The sequence below is a fragment of the Paroceanicella profunda genome, assembly GCF_005887635.2.
Classification (GTDB): Bacteria; Pseudomonadota; Alphaproteobacteria; order Rhodobacterales; family Rhodobacteraceae; genus Paroceanicella; species Paroceanicella profunda.
Genome location: NZ_CP040821.1, coordinates 84,470 through 99,986, shown reverse-complemented (window position 1 = coordinate 99,986; position 15,517 = coordinate 84,470). Strand labels below are relative to the sequence as shown.

General features: G+C 71.8%; 12 protein-coding genes. All 12 read right to left on the bottom strand.

What is annotated here, in order from left to right; all coding sequences use genetic code 11:
* Nucleotides 1-247 precede the first annotated feature (247 nt).
* Complete coding sequence (locus tag FDP22_RS22305) at nucleotides 248-2,002, bottom strand: hydantoinase B/oxoprolinase family protein (RefSeq protein WP_138576980.1); 1,755 nt, start codon at nucleotides 2,000-2,002, stop codon at nucleotides 248-250.
* A 3-nt stretch (nucleotides 2,003-2,005) separates the two neighbouring features.
* Nucleotides 2,006-4,090, bottom strand: a complete 2,085-nt coding sequence (locus tag FDP22_RS22300) for a hydantoinase/oxoprolinase family protein (protein ID WP_138576982.1) — start codon at nucleotides 4,088-4,090, stop codon at nucleotides 2,006-2,008.
* The gene (locus FDP22_RS22295; RefSeq protein WP_138576984.1) at nucleotides 4,087-5,592 is read right to left on the bottom strand and encodes an amidohydrolase family protein; all 1,506 of its coding nucleotides are present in this window, start codon (nucleotides 5,590-5,592) and stop codon (nucleotides 4,087-4,089) included. Before FDP22_RS22295 ends, FDP22_RS22300 begins: the two co-directional genes overlap by 4 nt.
* Nucleotides 5,593-5,625: 33 nt before the next feature.
* Entirely contained in the window at nucleotides 5,626-6,300 is a 675-nt protein-coding gene (locus FDP22_RS22290) for a GntR family transcriptional regulator (protein WP_170317850.1), read from the bottom strand.
* Nucleotides 6,297-7,721, bottom strand: a complete 1,425-nt coding sequence (locus tag FDP22_RS22285) for an amidohydrolase family protein (protein ID WP_138576988.1) — start codon at nucleotides 7,719-7,721, stop codon at nucleotides 6,297-6,299. Before FDP22_RS22285 ends, FDP22_RS22290 begins: the two co-directional genes overlap by 4 nt.
* Complete coding sequence (locus tag FDP22_RS22280; protein ID WP_239032032.1) at nucleotides 7,718-8,539, bottom strand: ABC transporter permease; 822 nt, start codon at nucleotides 8,537-8,539, stop codon at nucleotides 7,718-7,720. Before FDP22_RS22280 ends, FDP22_RS22285 begins: the two co-directional genes overlap by 4 nt.
* On the bottom strand, nucleotides 8,536-9,405 hold the full coding sequence (locus FDP22_RS22275) for an ABC transporter permease (protein WP_138576990.1): 870 nt from the start codon (nucleotides 9,403-9,405) through the stop codon (nucleotides 8,536-8,538). The genes FDP22_RS22280 and FDP22_RS22275 overlap by 4 nt, the downstream gene beginning before the upstream one ends.
* Nucleotides 9,402-10,505 carry an ABC transporter ATP-binding protein gene (locus FDP22_RS22270; protein WP_205910912.1) on the bottom strand — a complete coding sequence of 368 codons (1,104 nt, stop codon included), beginning with the start codon at nucleotides 10,503-10,505 and terminating at the stop codon, nucleotides 9,402-9,404. The genes FDP22_RS22275 and FDP22_RS22270 overlap by 4 nt, the downstream gene beginning before the upstream one ends.
* A gap of 109 nt (nucleotides 10,506-10,614) precedes the next feature.
* Nucleotides 10,615-12,255 carry an amidohydrolase gene (locus FDP22_RS22265; protein ID WP_138576994.1) on the bottom strand — a complete coding sequence of 547 codons (1,641 nt, stop codon included), beginning with the start codon at nucleotides 12,253-12,255 and terminating at the stop codon, nucleotides 10,615-10,617.
* Nucleotides 12,256-12,396: 141 nt separating this feature from the next.
* Entirely contained in the window at nucleotides 12,397-13,566 is a 1,170-nt protein-coding gene (locus FDP22_RS22260; protein WP_170317848.1) for an ABC transporter substrate-binding protein, read from the bottom strand.
* A 254-nt stretch (nucleotides 13,567-13,820) separates the two neighbouring features.
* Nucleotides 13,821-14,675: an ABC transporter ATP-binding protein gene (locus FDP22_RS22255; protein WP_138576998.1), complete on the bottom strand. Its 855-nt coding sequence runs from the start codon at nucleotides 14,673-14,675 to the stop codon at nucleotides 13,821-13,823.
* Nucleotides 14,672-15,517: an ABC transporter ATP-binding protein gene (locus FDP22_RS22250; RefSeq protein WP_138577000.1), complete on the bottom strand. Its 846-nt coding sequence runs from the start codon at nucleotides 15,515-15,517 to the stop codon at nucleotides 14,672-14,674. Before FDP22_RS22250 ends, FDP22_RS22255 begins: the two co-directional genes overlap by 4 nt.

Here is a 15,517-nt window from a genome sequence, read left to right as displayed (position 1 = left end):
TTGCACCCCGACGGGGCGCGCTACCGGGCGGACATTACCGGAAATGGCCGGTTGGCTGCAATCAAATTGCGCCAGATGGCCGTCCCACGCATGTTTATTCAGATATGCGCCTGATGCAGGGCTCGGGAGGGCCGAAGCCGCGGGGCCGCGCCGCCTGCCGACAGGGCGCGGCGGCCGCCCCGGGGGGTGTGGAAGGGGATGGCTGCGGCCGGCGGGAGGGGGCCGCCCCTCTCCCGCCGGAGCGGTGTCAGCGGGCGCGCAGGGCCGCGGTGGCCGCGGCGTCCACCGTGCCGGCGCTGATCGCCACGCCGTAGCTCTCCCGCGCGGTGTCGGCGCCGATCAGCCCGTCGAGCACGTCGTCGAGCACCGCCGCGGGGTCGCGCTCGAACGGGTTGCCGTAGCCGCCGCCGGCCGGGCCGAAGGCGATGAAGCTCTCGCCCGCCTTCGCCGCGCGGTAGGAGACCTTGGAGGGCAGCTCGGTGAGCGTGCCGTCCGCCGCCGCGATGGCGAGGCGCGAGGTGCCGCCCTCCGCGCCGCCCAGAAAGCCCCAGGGCGCGTAGAGATGGCCCTCGCCCTCCACCGAGCCGCCGCCGTTCTCGAGGAACTCGAAGGCGCGCACCGAGCCGAAGCCGCCGCGCCAGCGCCCGGCCCCGGCCACGCCCTCGCGCAGCTCGTATCGGGTGACGCGCAGCGGCAGGTGGGTCTCGATGTCCTCGATCGGGTTGTTGCGGGTGTTGGCGTAGAGCGTGTCGACCGCGTCCATCCCGTCCATGCCCTCGCGGCCGCCGTAGGAGCCCTCGAAGATCTCCATGTGCACCCAGTGGCTCTCGCCCTGCAGGCCGGAGAAGGCGATGACCTTGAGGTTGCCGATACCGGCTGAGACCTGCCCCGGCACCGCCTGCGCAAGCGCCTTCATCACCGTGTCGGCGAGCTGGTTGCCGCCGGTGAAGCGCGCGATCACCGGCGCGGGGAAGCGGGGGTTGGCGAGGCAGCCCTTCGGCGCGCGGATGGTCACCGGCCGGGTCAGGCCGGAGTTCTGCGGGATCACGCCGTGCACCGCCGAATCGAGCAGGATGGAGCGCAGGGTGAGCCAGATCGCGATGTCCGTGGTGCCCGTGAAGGGCATGTTGATCGGCCGGTCGGAGACCTGCGGCGAGGTGCCGGTGAGGTCCACGTCGATGCTGTCGCCCGCCACGGTGAGGGTGACGGCGAGGGTGAGGTTGGAGCGCTCCGGGTCGCCCTCGAACCCGTCGAGCATGGTGGTGGCGCGGTAGACGCCGTCCGGCACCGCGGCGATGGCCTGTCGCATCAGCGTCTCGGAATGGTCCATCAGCGCGTCGATGGCCGCGGTCACCCGGGCGGGCCCGTGCGCGGCGAGCAGGGCGCGGAAGCGCTCGGCGCCGATCTCGCAGGCGGCGATCTGGGCCTCCATGTCGCCCACCACCAGCCTGGGCGCGCGCAGGTTGTCACGCAGGATCTGCCAGACGGCGGCGTTGCGCCGGCCGCCCTCCACCACCTTGATCGCCTTGAATTGCAGGCCCTCGGCATAGACGTCGATCGCGTCCACGATCCCGGCGCTGCCCGGCGTCTGGGCGCCGATGTCGAGGTGATGCGCGGTGGTGGCGGAGAAGCCGGCCAGCGCCCCCTCCCAGAACACCGGCACGAGGAAGGCGATGTCCGGCCCGTGGCTGGCGCCGCCATAGGGGTCGTTGTGCATGATCACGTCGCCCGGCGCGATGGTCTCGCCACGCGCGGCGAGCACCTTCAGCACGTTCTCCACGTAGCCGGCGATGGGGCCGGACTGCAGCGGGGTGGACTGCATGGATTCGGCGATCTGCCGGCCGCTGGCGTCCGTCAGCGCGGCGCCGAAATCCTCCGACTCGCGGATGATCGAGGAATAGGACATGCGCATGAGCTTGTAGCCCATCTCGATGGCGATGCTCTGCAGCGCGCCCTGGATGACGCTGGCGCTCACGGGGTCGATGCGTGGGGTCTCGGGCATGGCTCAGTCCTTTCCGCCGACCTGGATGAGGAGGTTGCCGCCCTGGTCGGCGACCATGCTGTCCTGCGGGCGCAGGAGGGAGGTGGTGTCCTTCTGCACGATGATCGCGGGGCCGGCGATGCGCTCGCCCAGCGGCAGGCTGCCGCGCAGGTAGACCGGGGTGTCCACCGTCTCCAGCCCCGCGCCCGTGCGGAAGGTACAGGGCCGGTGGCCGAGCAGGGCCGCCTTCAGGCTGCCGCCCTGCTCCACCGCCGGGCGGCCGAGCACCGGCATGCGGCCCGCAGCACTCACCCGCAGGTTCACGATCTCGATCGGGTTGCCGGGGTTGATGCGGCCGTATTCCGCGTGGTGCAGGCCGGTGAAAGCCTCGAAGAGCGCGTCCATCGCGGCGGTGTCGAGGGGCCCCGCGGGGATCGCCACGCGCAGCTCGTAGCCCTGGCCCACGTAGCGCACATCGCCCGAGCGCTCGAAGCCGGTATCGGCCTCGGCAAAGCCGTCGGCGGCGAGGCGGGCGGCGAGCTCGGCCTGCATGGCGTCGAGCGTGGCCGTGGCGCGGGCCGCTGCCCCTTCCGCGTCGAGGCTGGAGAGGAAGGCGGTGCGCACGAGGTCGTATTTCATGTCCGTCGCGACCAGCCCCATGGCCGAGGTGATGCCCGGCGCCGGCGGCACGATCACCTCCGGGATGCCGAGCATCGCGGCCACGTCCACCGCCTGCAGCGGCCCGCCGCCGCCGAAGGCGACAAGGGCGAAGTTGCGCGGGTCGAGCCCCTTCTGCACGGTGCGCGAGCGCACGAGGTTGGCCATGTTGGCGTTCACCAGGGTGAGGATGCCCTCCGCCGTCTCCAGCCGGGAGAGGCCGAGCTCGGCGGCGAGCCCGTCGATCACCCGCTCGGCCGCCGCCACGTCGAGGCTCATCGCGCCGCCGAGGAAATTGCCCGCGTCGAGCCGGCCGAGCACCACGTTCGCATCCGTCACCGTGGGCTTCGTGCCGCCGCGGCGGTAGGCGGCGGGGCCGGGCACCGCGCCGGCGGAGCGCGGGCCGACGCGGAAGGCGCCGCCCGCGTCCACATGCGCGATGGAGCCGCCGCCGGCGCCGATGGTGTGGATGTCGATCATCGGCACCATGAGCGGGAAGCCGGCGATGGAGGTGTCGCGCGCCGAGGCCTCGGCGAAGGCGCCGTCACGCACGATGCCGATATCCGCCGAGGTGCCGCCCACGTCGAAGGTAATCAGGCTGTCGCGCCCGGAGAGCGCCCCGGCCCAGGCCCCGCCGATGATGCCGGCCGCGGGGCCGGAGAGCAGGGTCATCACCGGCAGCGCGGAGACCATGCGCGCCGTGGCGACACCGCCGTTCGAGCCCATGATGTGCAGGTCGGCCTTGAGGCCGTTCTCCGCCAGCCGCTCCTCCAGCCGGCTCACGTAGCGGCGCACCTTCGGGCCGATGAAGGCGTTCATCGCCGTGGTGGTGAAGCGCTCGAACTCGCGGAACTGCGGCGAGACCTCGGCGGAGGTGGTCACGAACACCTCCGGGTATTCCTCCAGCACGATCTCGCGGGCGCGCCGCTCATGCGCGGGGTCGAGGTAGGAGAACAGGAAGCAGATGGCGATGGCCTCCACCCCCTCGGCGCGCAGCTCGCGCGCGGCGCGGCGCACGCCCGCCTCGTCCAGCGGCACCAGCACGCGGCCCTCGGGCGGGGCCAGGCGGCCGGCCACCACCTTGCGGTGGCGGCGCTTGACCAGCGGGCGGTCCTGCCAGGGCACCTCCTGGCGGATGGAATAGTGCTGCGGGCGCTGGTGGCGGCCGATGTGCAGGATGTCGCGAAAGCCCTCGTTGGTGATGAGGCCGGTGAGGGCGCCGTCATGCTCCAGGATGGCGTTGGTGGCGGTGGTGGTGCCGTGCAGCACCCGGTCCACGCTCTCGCGCGCCACGCCGGCTAGCTCGCAGAGCTCCAGGATGCCGTTCAGCACCGCCTCCGAGGGGTCGTGCGGGGTAGTGGGCACCTTGTGGATGGTGAGCGCGCCGGTTCGGGTTTCCACGCAGACGAGGTCGGTGAAGGTGCCGCCGACGTCAACGCCGATCAGCCTCATGCCTCGGCCTCCGCCGCCCCGGAGGCGACTTCCGGCACAGGCGCAGGCGCAGGAGCCGGCACCCTGGCGAAGGGCAGCGCGTGGGGCATCACCTCATCGGCGGGGCGGCCGGCCCAGTCATGCTTGTGCACCTGCGCGGCGGAGCGGGCCTGGGCCTCCTCCACCCGCGCCAGCGCGGCCTCGCGGTCCAGGCCCAGCACGCGGCCACCGGCCACCACCTGCCGGCCGTCGATGTAGACATCGCGGATCGGGCGCTCGCCGGCGGAGAACACCAGGCTGCGCAGCGGGTCGCGCACCGGGCGCATGGCCGGGTGCATGAGGTCGACGAGCACGATGTCGGCCTTCGCCCCCGGCGCCAGCCGGCCGATGTCGTCGCGCCCCAGCGCCTTCGCGCCGCCCACGGTGGCCGCCTCGAAGATCATCTGCGCCGTCGGGCCCTTCGAGTTGCCGGACACGGTGCGGCCCACGTAGATGGCGTTGCGCATCTCCTCCACGAAATTGTGGGGGAAGGTGTCGGTGCCCAGCCCCATGTTCACGCCGGCGGCGCGGTACTCGGCGAAATGGCGCAGCGAGATGCCGCGGCGCACGAAGACCGTGGGGCAATGGGCCACGGTGGTGCCGCTCTCGGCCAGCAGGCCGAGATCGTTGCGCGCGCCCCAGGCCACCCAGTCATGATGGTCCATGAAGATGCCGTGGCCGATGGTGAGGTCCGGGCCCAGCAGGCCCAGCTCTCCCAGCCAGCCGGCGGGGGTGCGGCCGTGGCGGCGCATGATCTCGTTGAATTCCACCACGCTCTGCGAGGCGTGGATCTGCAGGGGCATGTTGCGGGCGCGGGCCTCGGCGGCGGCGTCGCGCAGCAGGCCCTCGGAGCAGGTGTCGATCTGGGCGGGGGAGATCACGCCGTCCAGCCGGCCGGAGGGGTGGGCGCGGGCCGCGTCCACCACCGAGAGCGCCGTCTCCAGCCGCGCGCGGCCCTGCGGCTCGTCGAACGCGTATTCCACCGAGTGGCCGTTGCGCGTGAACCAGCGGCCGGAGCGGAACATGGGAGCGGCGAAGCCGCGGATGCCGCTCTGCGCCATCATGTCCAGCCAGCCCTCGTGCGGCACGGAGATGTCGCACAGCGTGGTGACGCCGCTCAGCAGCAGCTCGGAGAGGGCGACCTCGTTGGAGGCGCGCATGCCCTCCTCGTCCAGCTCGAACAGGAACAGGAATTCGTAGAGCGAACTCTGGTAGAAGTTCGGGCTGCCCACCTCGTCGGTGTAGCCCTTCAGCATGGTCTCGAAGGTGGGATGGGCGTGCAGGTCCACGAAGCCGGGCATCACCATGCGCGCGCGGGCATCCACCTCGTGCTCGAACGGGCCCTCGTAGCGCCCCCCCACCTGCAGCACGCGGTCACCGCGGAAGGCCAGGTCGCCGCCCTGCATGTATTCGTGGCGCTCCTCGGCGGCGTTCCAGCTGATGATCCAGCCGCAGTCGCGCAGCACGGTGGTTTCGGCCTGCATCGGTATGCTCCTTGTGTGGGTCCGTGCCCGCCCTCAGCCCAGTTCGAGGCCGACGAAGCGGGTGAAGTCTTCGATATGGTCGAGGAAGGCATCGACCAGCCGGCCGGCCTCCTCGGCGTCTCCGGCGATCACGGCATCGGCGATGGCGATGTGGTAGCCGGTGATCTCCTGCGGGTCGAACCGGGTCTGGCGGGCGGCATTCGCCAGCCAGAAGCGGCGCGACAGCGCGTAGAGCGGGGTGATGGCGCCCAGGAACGGGTTGGCGGAGGCCAGCAGCAGCCGGTCCATGAAGGCGCGGTCCAGCCGCAGGATCGGCACGTGATCGGGCTGGCCCTTCATGCGGCGGAACTGCGCCACCATCTGCGAGAGCGTCTCCACGTCGTCGGTCGAGCGGCGCAGGGCGGCGCGGCGCACGATCACGCTCTCCAGCGCCCGGCGGGCCTCCAGCACGCGCAGCTGGGTGCGCAGGTCGATCTCGCAGACCACCATGCCGCGGCGGGGCCGGGTGACGAGGATGCCGTCGGAGGCAAGCCGCAGCAGCGCCTCGCGCACCGGGGTGCGGCCGATGTCCAGCCGCTCGGTGAGCGAGGGTTCGGACACCCAGGCCCCGGGCCTGAGCTCCATGGTCACGATCATGTCCTCGATCAGGCGGTAGGCCTGGTCGGCAAGGCTCTCGCCGGCGGGCGGGAAGATGCGGGTATCGGTCATGTGTATGGCCTCAACGAGGGGGCGGACAGGGTGTCGAGCGCCGCGGGGCCTTCGCCCATGCGCCTCCATACCCTTTGCGCCGCACCACGCGCCGCTGCAACCACCGCGGCCTCGTCCAGTTGCGTCAACCGGCGGTTCCACATCACCCATGTACCATCGATCATCACGTGGCGCAGGTCCTCCGGCTCGGCGGAATAGACCAGGAGGCGCAGCGGGTCGCGCGCCGGCGCGGTGGAAAACCCGTCCAGCCGCCAGACGGTGAGATCCGCCTTCGCGCCCGGCGCGATGCGGCCCAGGTCGTCGCGCCCCAGCGCCCGCGCCGGGGTCAGGGTGGCCGCGTCGAACATCTGGCGCGCGGTGGGGCGGCGGCTGTCGCGCTCCACGGTCTTGGCCAGCACGGCGCCGTACTGCATCTGCTTCAGCAGGCTCTGCGGCGCGGTGTCCGAGCCCAGGCACATGGTCACCCCGGCGTCGAGGTAGCGCGCGAAGCTCTCCATCACCATGCCGCGCCGGGCGAACACCCAGGGGCAATGCGCGACGGAGGCGCCATGCGCGGCGAGGATCTCCAGGTCGCGCCCCGGATGGTCCAGCCAGGAGTGCCCGGCGGTGAAGATCACGTGGCCCAGCATGCAGCGCTCGGTGAGGAAGTCCTGCGCCTCCAGCCACGCGATGGGCGTCATGCCCTCGCGCGCCACCATCTCGCGGAATTCGAACACCGCCTCGGAGGTGTGCAGGGCGACAGGGCAGGCCCGCGCCTCCGCCTCGGCCTTCGTGGCGGCCAGCAGCGCGGGTGAGACCATCGCCGCCTGCATGGGCGAGAGGTAGCCGCGGATGCGCCCATTCGCGCGCCCCTCCACCCGGTCGATGAAGGCGCAGGCGTCGCGGAAGCCGTCGAACCCGTCGTCCTCCTTCCACTCGATCACCATGCGCTGCCCGTCCGGCGTGCGCCATTTCGCCGAGCCGTAGCCCTGGGCGACATAGGCCCGCAGGCCGGCGCGCTCGGCCGTGGCGGCCACGTGGTCGCCCTGCCAGCCGATCTCCATCACCGTGGTGGTGCCGGAGCGGATCAGCTCGGCGACGGAGAAATCGGCCATGGCGCATTCGTCCTCGGGCCGGGTGGCGCGGGTCATCGCCGGCAGCAGCTCGGCAAGCGAGGTGAACCAGAACTGCGGCTTGCCGGTGTCCTCCACCGTGGTGCGGTCCAGCGGCGCGGAGGTGAGATGGGCGTGGGCGTCGATGAAGCCGGGCGCGATGAGCGCGGGGCCGAAATCATGCCGCTCCACGTCCTCGGCCAGCGGCACCGGCGGGCCGACATAGGCCACCCGGTCGTCCTCGACGATCACGCAGCCGTTCTGCAGCCGGCGGTGCTCGCCGTCGCGGAAGGCGATGATCTCCTCGGCGAAAAGCGCGCGGCGGCTCATGCCCCGCCCCCCGCCGCCCGGGCCTGCAGCCGCGCCGCCACGAAGAACAGCGCCACGGAGAGCAGGATCTCCAGGCTGGAGACGGCGGCGATGGTGGGGTCGATCTCGTTGCGCATGCTCTGCCACATCCGCGCCGGCAGGGTGACATGGCCGGGCGCGGTGATGAACAGCGCCACGATCAGCTCATCGAAGGAGGCGATGAAGGCGAAGAGGCCGCCGGCCAGCACCCCCGGCCGGATCAGCGGGAAGGTGATCAGCCGGAAGGTGGTCCAGGCGGAGGCGCCGAGGTTCTGCGCCGCCTGCTCCAGCCGGCGGTCGACCCCGTGCAGCACGGCGGAGACATTCACCACCACGAAGGGCACCGCCAGCGCCGTGTGCGCCAGCGCGATCGCCACCGGCGAGCCCACGATGCCCAGCCGCGCGTAGAAGAAGTACACCGCGATGGCCACGATGATGCCCGGCACGATCAGCGGCGAGAGCAGGAAGGCCACCACCAGCCTCTGCCCCGGGAAGCGCCCGCGCACCACGCCGAAGGCCGCCGCCGTGCCCAGCACGGTGGCCATCAGCGTGACCAGCCCCGCCACCCAGAGGCTGAGCCAGGTCGCCTCCAGCCAGTCCGCCCGGGCGAAGAACTTCGCGTACCATTGCAGGCTGAGGCTCTCGGGCGGGAAGGTGAGGAAGGCCGAGCCGGAGAAGGAGATCGGCACGATCACCACCACCGGGAACACGAGGAACGCCACCACCAGCAGCGCCGCGAGCCCGAGCAGGGCACGGCCGGCGCGGCCCGAGCTCATCACCAGCGGGGCATTCGCGCTCATCGCCCCGCCCCCATCACCCGCTCGAGGTTCAGCAGCCGGCCGAAGGCGGCCACGATCAGCAGCGTGACCACCAGCAGCACCCCGGCATAGGCGGAGGCGAGGTCCCAGTTGTAGAGGTCCACCTCCTGGGCGATGAGCATGGAGGCCATCATGTCGCCCGGCCCTCCCAGCAGTGCCGGGGTCACGTAGAAGCCCAGGCACAGGATGAACACCACCAGCACCCCGGCACAGACCCCGGGCAGCGACAGCGGCACGATCACGTGGCGCAGCACCGAGGGCGCCCGCGCCCCGAGGTTCTCCGCCGCCCAGACCAGCCGGCCGTCGATGGCCGAGAGCGTGGCATAGATCGGCAGCACCATGAAGGGCAGCAGGATGTGGATCATCCCCACGTAGACCGCGAGGGAGGTGTTGAGCAGGCGCATGGGCGTGTCGATCATCCCCAGCCCGATGAGCGCGTCATTCACCAGGCCCTGCCGGCCCAGCAGCACCATCCAGGCATAGGAGCGCACGAGGATCGAGCTCCAGAACGGGATCATCACCGCCGCCAGCAGCAGGCGTGACACCCGGGGCGGCGCGATGGCGGTGAACAGCGCCAGCGGATAGCCCAGCAGCAGCGTGGCGAGCGTGGTGACCACCGCCACCTTCAGCGTGATGCCGAACACCTGCGCGGCCACGCCGCTGGCGAGCGCGGCGGCGAGGGGGGCGAAGTCCAGCCCCGGCCCGGAGGCGCGCGCCAGCATGAGCACCACCGGCACCAGGTAGAACACGCTGAGGAAGGCGAGCAGCGGCAGCACCAGAAGCCCGGGCCGGCGCCAGCCCGGCCCCGCCCGGCGCGCGGGGCCCCGCGGATCGGCGCGCGCGCTCATGCCACCGCCCTCCCGTCGACGAAGAAGCGCATCGCCCCCGGCGCCCAGGAGGCGGTGACCGCCGCGCCCGGCGTGAAGCCGGCGCGGGTTTCGCGCAGCGCCTCGCGCACGGAGAGCGGCGTGCCGTCGGCCAGCGCGAGCTCGTAGCGGCGGTAATCGCCCACGAAGGTGGCGGCGGTCACGGTGGCGGGCACCCGGAGCGCCCCGCCGGAGGCCGGCGCACCGGCGGGGGCGAGGGAGATGCGTTCCGGCCGGATGGCGCAATCCACCGCCGCCCCGGGGCGCACCCCGGCGGGCAGCGGCACGCGGGCGGGGCCGAAGAGGGCGTGCCCGTCGCCGTCCGCACGGGCGGTGACGATGTTGGACTCGCCGAAGAATCCGGCCACGTAGGTGTCCGCCGGCCGGTCGTAGAGGGCTTCCGGGCTGTCGGTCTGCAGGATGCGCCCGTCGCGCATGATGCAGATGCGGTCCGACATGGTGAGCGCCTCCTCCTGGTCGTGCGTCACGTAGAGCACGGTGAGGCCGAGCCGGGCCTGGATGCGCTTGATCTCCACCTGCAGATGCGCGCGCAGGTGCTTGTCGAGCGCGCCCAGCGGCTCGTCCATCAGCAGCACCGGCGGCTCGAAGACGATGGCGCGCGCCAGCGCCACGCGCTGCTGCTGCCCGCCGGAAAGCTGGCGCGGGTAGCGGTTGCCCAGCCCCTCCAGCCCCACGATGGACAGCACGCGGGCCACCGCCGCGTCGCGCGCCGCACCGCCCGCCCTGCGCATGCGCAGCGGGAAGCCGATGTTCTCCGCCACGCTCATGTGCGGGAAGAGCGCGTAGCTCTGGAACACCATGCCCACGTTGCGCGCGGCGGGCGCGACATGGGTGATCGCGCGCCCGCCCACCCGGATCTCGCCCGAGCTGGGCATCTGGAAGCCCGCCAGCATCATCAGCGTGGTGGTCTTGCCGGAGCCGGAGGCGCCCAGCAGGGTGAAGAACTCGCCCGGCGCGACGTCGATGTCCACGGCGTCCACCGCCAGCGCATCGCCGTAGCGCTTGCTCACCCGCTCGAAGGTGACGGGGGCGCCCAGCGGGCTTTGCAGCGCCGCGGTCATCGGGCGCGGCCCGGCCGGGACATGCCGCGCCCGGCAAGGCGCTGTCGGGTGCGCGCCATGCGGGCCTCCTTCCGGGTGGGACCCCCTGCCGGGGTGGGTGAGGGGCCGGTCATGCCAGCCCCCGCGCATCATGCACCACCCGGCCGCCGACCAGCGTGGCGATCACCCCGGTCTCGCCCAGCTCCTGCGGCGGAGCAGCGAAGGGGTCACGGTCCAGCACGCAGAGATCGGCGAGCTTGCCGGGGGAGAGATCGCCCTTCAGGCGCTCCTCGCGCCCGGCCCAGGCGCCGAGCCGGGTGTAGGTTTCCAGCGCCTCGTGCACGGTGATCGCCTGCGAGGCGTCGAGGTCCGCCCCGCCGGAGGTCCGCCGGTTCACCAGCGCGGCCATGCCGCGGAACGGGTTCACGTCGCACACCGGGTTGTCGGAATGGCAGGGCGCGGGCACGCCGGCGTCGATCAGCGCGCGCAGCGGCCAGAGGTGCTTCATTTCCGCCGGCCCGCGCGCGGCGAGATGCGCGTCGCCCAGATCGTGCGCGAAGCCGCTGGCGGAGGAGGCGACGACGCCGAGCCGCGCCAGCCGCGCCACCAGGTCCGGCGGCACGGCGCAGCAGTGCTCCACGCGCATGCGGTGGTCCGCCCGCGGCGTGTCCTCCAGCAGCGCCTCGATGATGTCGAGGGTGAACTCCACCCCCCGGTCCCCCATCCCGTCGAGACACACGGTGAGCCCGGCGCGATGGGCGGGCAGCGCCAGCGCCAGCAGCTCCTCGAAGCCGAACAGCAGCTCACCCCTGTGCCCCGGCCCCTCGCCCGCCGCGAGAGGCGGCCGGTAGGGCGCGCGCCAGGCCGCGGTGCGCCCGGAGGTGGAGCCGTCGGCCACCCATTCCACCCCGATCAGGCGGATCCACGCGTCGCCGAAGCCCGAGCGCAGGCCGGAGCGGATGAGCCCGGCGATCAGCTCCGGCTCGCGCCCCGAGGCGATGAGCCCGATGCGCACGTCCAACGCCCCCTCCGCGCGCAGCCGCTGGTAGGCGCCGATGCCCTGCGAGGTGGCAAGACTGTTGTGCAGCGAGGTGACGCCGGCGGCGGAATACCCCGCCAGCACCCGGCCCAGCCCGGCGTGGAAATCATCCTCCGTGTAGCCGCGCTGCACGTGCTCGATGAGCAGGTGTGCCGCCCGGGCGCGCAGCAGCCCGGTGGGCGCGCCGAAAGCATCTCGCTCGATGCGGCCATGCGGCGGGTCGGCGGCCCCGGCGGTGAAGCCGAGCGCGGCGAGCCCGGCGGAATTCGCCACGCCCATCAGCGCGTCGCGCCGGTAGAGGAAGGCCGGGCGGCCGCCGCTGGCCGCGTCCAGCTCGGCACGCGACGGATAGCCGCCCATGCGCGTGTCATCGAAATTGTAGGCCAGCACCCAGGCCCCCGCCGGCAGGGCCGCGGCCGTGGCCCCCAGCGTGGCGAGCAGCGCCGCGCGGTCCGCCGGGGCGGCGGCACCCAGGTCGCACCAGCGCCCGATGCGCGCGCCCAGCATGTCCGGGTGGCAATGGCTGTCGATGAGCCCGGGCAGCACGGTGGCCCCGGCGCAGTCGATCGCCCGGGCGCCGGGCGCCAGCGCGCGGATCTCCGCCGTGGGGCCGAGCGCCGCGATGCGCCCGCCGGCAATGGCCAGCGCCTCGGCCCGGTGGCCCGGCGCCTGCATGGTGATGATGTTCGCGCCGACGACGATCGTGTCGATCGGGGCTGTGTCGAGAGGCATCCGGCGCTCCGGCCTTGCGGCGTTCGAAAGGTCATTGGGGAAGGCCCCGAAGGCGCAGTCGGTCAGCCCTGCGCCTTCGGGGCGGGGCCACCGCGCGCGCCCAGGGAGAGCGATGCGCGCGGCGGCGTGCGGGACCCGGCCTCAGCCGAGCATCATGGCGTTGAACTTCTCGATCACCTCCGGGCGGTTCGCCGCCCACCACTCGTACTGGTAGGGCACCAGGCGCGAGAGGTTGGCGGGGGCGGTCGGCAGGTTCGCCAGCACGGCGTCGGGAATGTACTGCGCCGAGTCCACGTTGGTGAACCCGTAGGGCAGCAGCATGGAATAGCGCGCCTGCGCGATGGCCGAGGAGGAGAAGGCCACGAACTTCTGCGCGTTGGAGAGGTTCGGGCAGCCCTTGGGCAGCAGCCAGGCGTTGTTCACCAGCATGCCGCCGTCCCACAGGATCTCCAGCGGCGCGCCCTGCTGCTGAGCGGCGAAGACCCGGCCGTTCCAGGCGGTGACCATCGGCGCCTCGTTGTCGAGCAGCATCTGCATCGGCTGGGCGCCGGCTTCCCACCACTTCACCACGGCGGGGCGGATCTTCGCCAGCGAGGCGATGGCCCGGTCGATGTCGATGGGATAGGCATCCTTCGGGTCCACCCCGTCGGCGATCAGCGCGCCCACCAGCTCCGGCACGTTGCCCTTGGTGGCGATGGGCATGGAGCGGGCGCCGGGGAATTTCTCCGTATCCCAGAAGTCCCCGAACCCGGTGGGGGCCTCGGACCACACGTCGGTGCGATAGGCGATCATCTGGGCGTAGGGCACGATGTCGAGCCCGTGGGAGGAGCGGTAGGTCTCCGTCACCCCGTCCTCGACCAGGCCATAGTCGATCGGCTCCAGATAGTCGCCCTGCCGGAGCAGCTCCAGCATGGTGCCGCGGCCGATCTGGCACACATCCCAGGCCACGGTGCCGGTGTCGACCATGGCCTTGAGCTTCGCGGGGTCCGGGCCCACGGCCTCCACCACCTTGATGCCGCAGAGCTTCTCGAAGGGCTCGAACCAGGCCTTGCGCTGCATGTCCGTGCCGATGCCGCCCCAGGTGACGACGACCACCTCGCCCTCGCCCGTCCATTCCTGCGGAACGCTGTCGAACTCCGGCAGGGCGGCGTCCTGCGCGACACCGAGGCCCGGCAGCGCCGCGTTCGCCGCCAGCCCGGCGGCGGCTCCGCCGAGCAGGGTGAGAAAGCCGCGCCGCGAGGCCGGCGGCACCATCACCGAAGCGCGCAGGCGGCGGATCATCTCCTGCTGGCCGGGGGTCTTCTTGTCCATGCGTCTGGCTCCACTGTCGATCGGGGACTGGCGCCCCTTGCGCGGCTCGCGGATTCGCCGCCGCTGTTGCGAACAGTCTGCATCCGCCGGTGGTGTTTTCATATACTTTTATGGCGTTTTCGTAGATTTTCAGAATGTTCCATGCATTTCAAACCCTTGCGGCAGGCAATGCGCAAACGCCAGGTCCTGCGCAAACGCAAAGCACCGCGCCCGGGAGGGCGCGGTGCAGCAGGGTCTCCGTGGGAACCGGGCGGTCAGGCCGGGCGCGCGGCCTCCGCCTGCCGGGCGGCCTTGGCGGCCAGCCGGGCGCGGATCCGCTCCACGTCGGTCACCGGAGTGGCAGCGAACAGGGTGCGGGTATAGGGGTGCTGCGGATCGGCGAAGATCGCGTCCCGCGTGTTGTGCTCCACCACCTCGCCCGCAAGCATCACCATCACCTCGTCGGCGATGTAGCGCACCACCGAGAGGTCGTGGCTGATGAAGACGTAGGTCAGCTCGAACTCCTCCTGCAGGTCGGCGAGCAGGTTCAGCACCTGGGCCTGCACCGAGAGGTCGAGCGCAGAGACCGGCTCGTCGAGCACCAGCAGCCTCGGGTTCACCATCAGCGCGCGCGCGATGGCGATGCGCTGGCGCTGGCCGCCGGAGAACATGTGCGGGTAGCGGTTGAAGTGCTCGGGCTTCAGCCCGACCTTCACCAGCATCTTCATCGCGAGGTCGCGCCGCTCCGCCGCCGAATGCGAGGTGTTGAGCACGAGCTGTTCCATCAGCACGTCACCCACCTTCTGGCGCGGGTTGAGCGAGCCGTAGGGGTTCTGGAACACGATCTGCACCTTGCGGCGCATCTCTCGGGTGAGGCGCTGGCTGGCGATGTCGATGCGCTCACCGTCGAGGTAGAGCTCGCCCTCCGTCGCGGGGTCGATCAGGGTGATGATGCGGCCCAGCGTGGACTTGCCGCAGCCGCTCTCCCCCACCACGGCCAGGGTCCTGCCCTTCTCCACCGAGAAGCTCACGCCCTTGAGCGCCCGCACCGTCTTCGTGCGGGAGAACAGGCCGCCGCCGCCGACATAGTCGCGGACGATGCCGCGGCCTTCGAGAACCGGGGTGCTCATCGGATGCCCCCTTCGCCGATCAGGTCGGCCACGGTCTGCAGCCGGTCGCCGGTGGCATGCTCCGGCAGGGCGGCGAGCAGTGCGCGGGTGTAGGGGTTCTGCGGGGTCTCGAACAGGGTCAGCACGTCGGCCTCCTCCATCTTGCGGCCCTGGTACTGCACGATCACCCGGTCCGCGGTCTCGGCAACCACGCCCATGTCATGGGTGATCATGATCAGCGCCATGCCGTGCCTTTCCTGCAGCTCGACAAGCAGGTCGAGGATCTGCTTCTGGATGGTGACGTCGAGCGCCGTGGTCGGCTCGTCGGCGATGAGCAGCCGGGGGTTGCAGGCGATGGCCATGGCGATCATCACGCGCTGGCACTGGCCGCCTGACATCTGGTGCGGGAAGGCGGAGAGCCGGCTCTCCGGCTCCGGAATGCCCACGGCGCGGAACAGCTCCACCGCGCGCGCCCGCCGCTCCGCCCGGCCGAGGCCGAGATGCGCCTTCAGCACCTCCTCCACCTGGAAGCCCACGGTGAAGCAGGGGTTGAGCGAGGCGATCGGCTCCTGGAAGATCATCGAGATCTCCTTGCCGATGATGCGCCGGCGGTCCGCCCCGCTCATGCCCAGGAGGTCGGTGCCGGCAAAGCGCATCACGTCGGCGGTGACCGTGGCGGTCTTGGGCAGCAGGCCCATCACCGCCAGCATGGACACCGACTTGCCCGACCCGCTCTCGCCCACGATGGCGAGCACCTCGCGCGGGCTCACGGCGAGATCGACGCCGTTGACCGCGAGGAAGGGGCCGGTACTGGTCTCGAAGGAGACGGTGAGGTTGCGGATCTCGAGAAGCGTCTCGCTCAT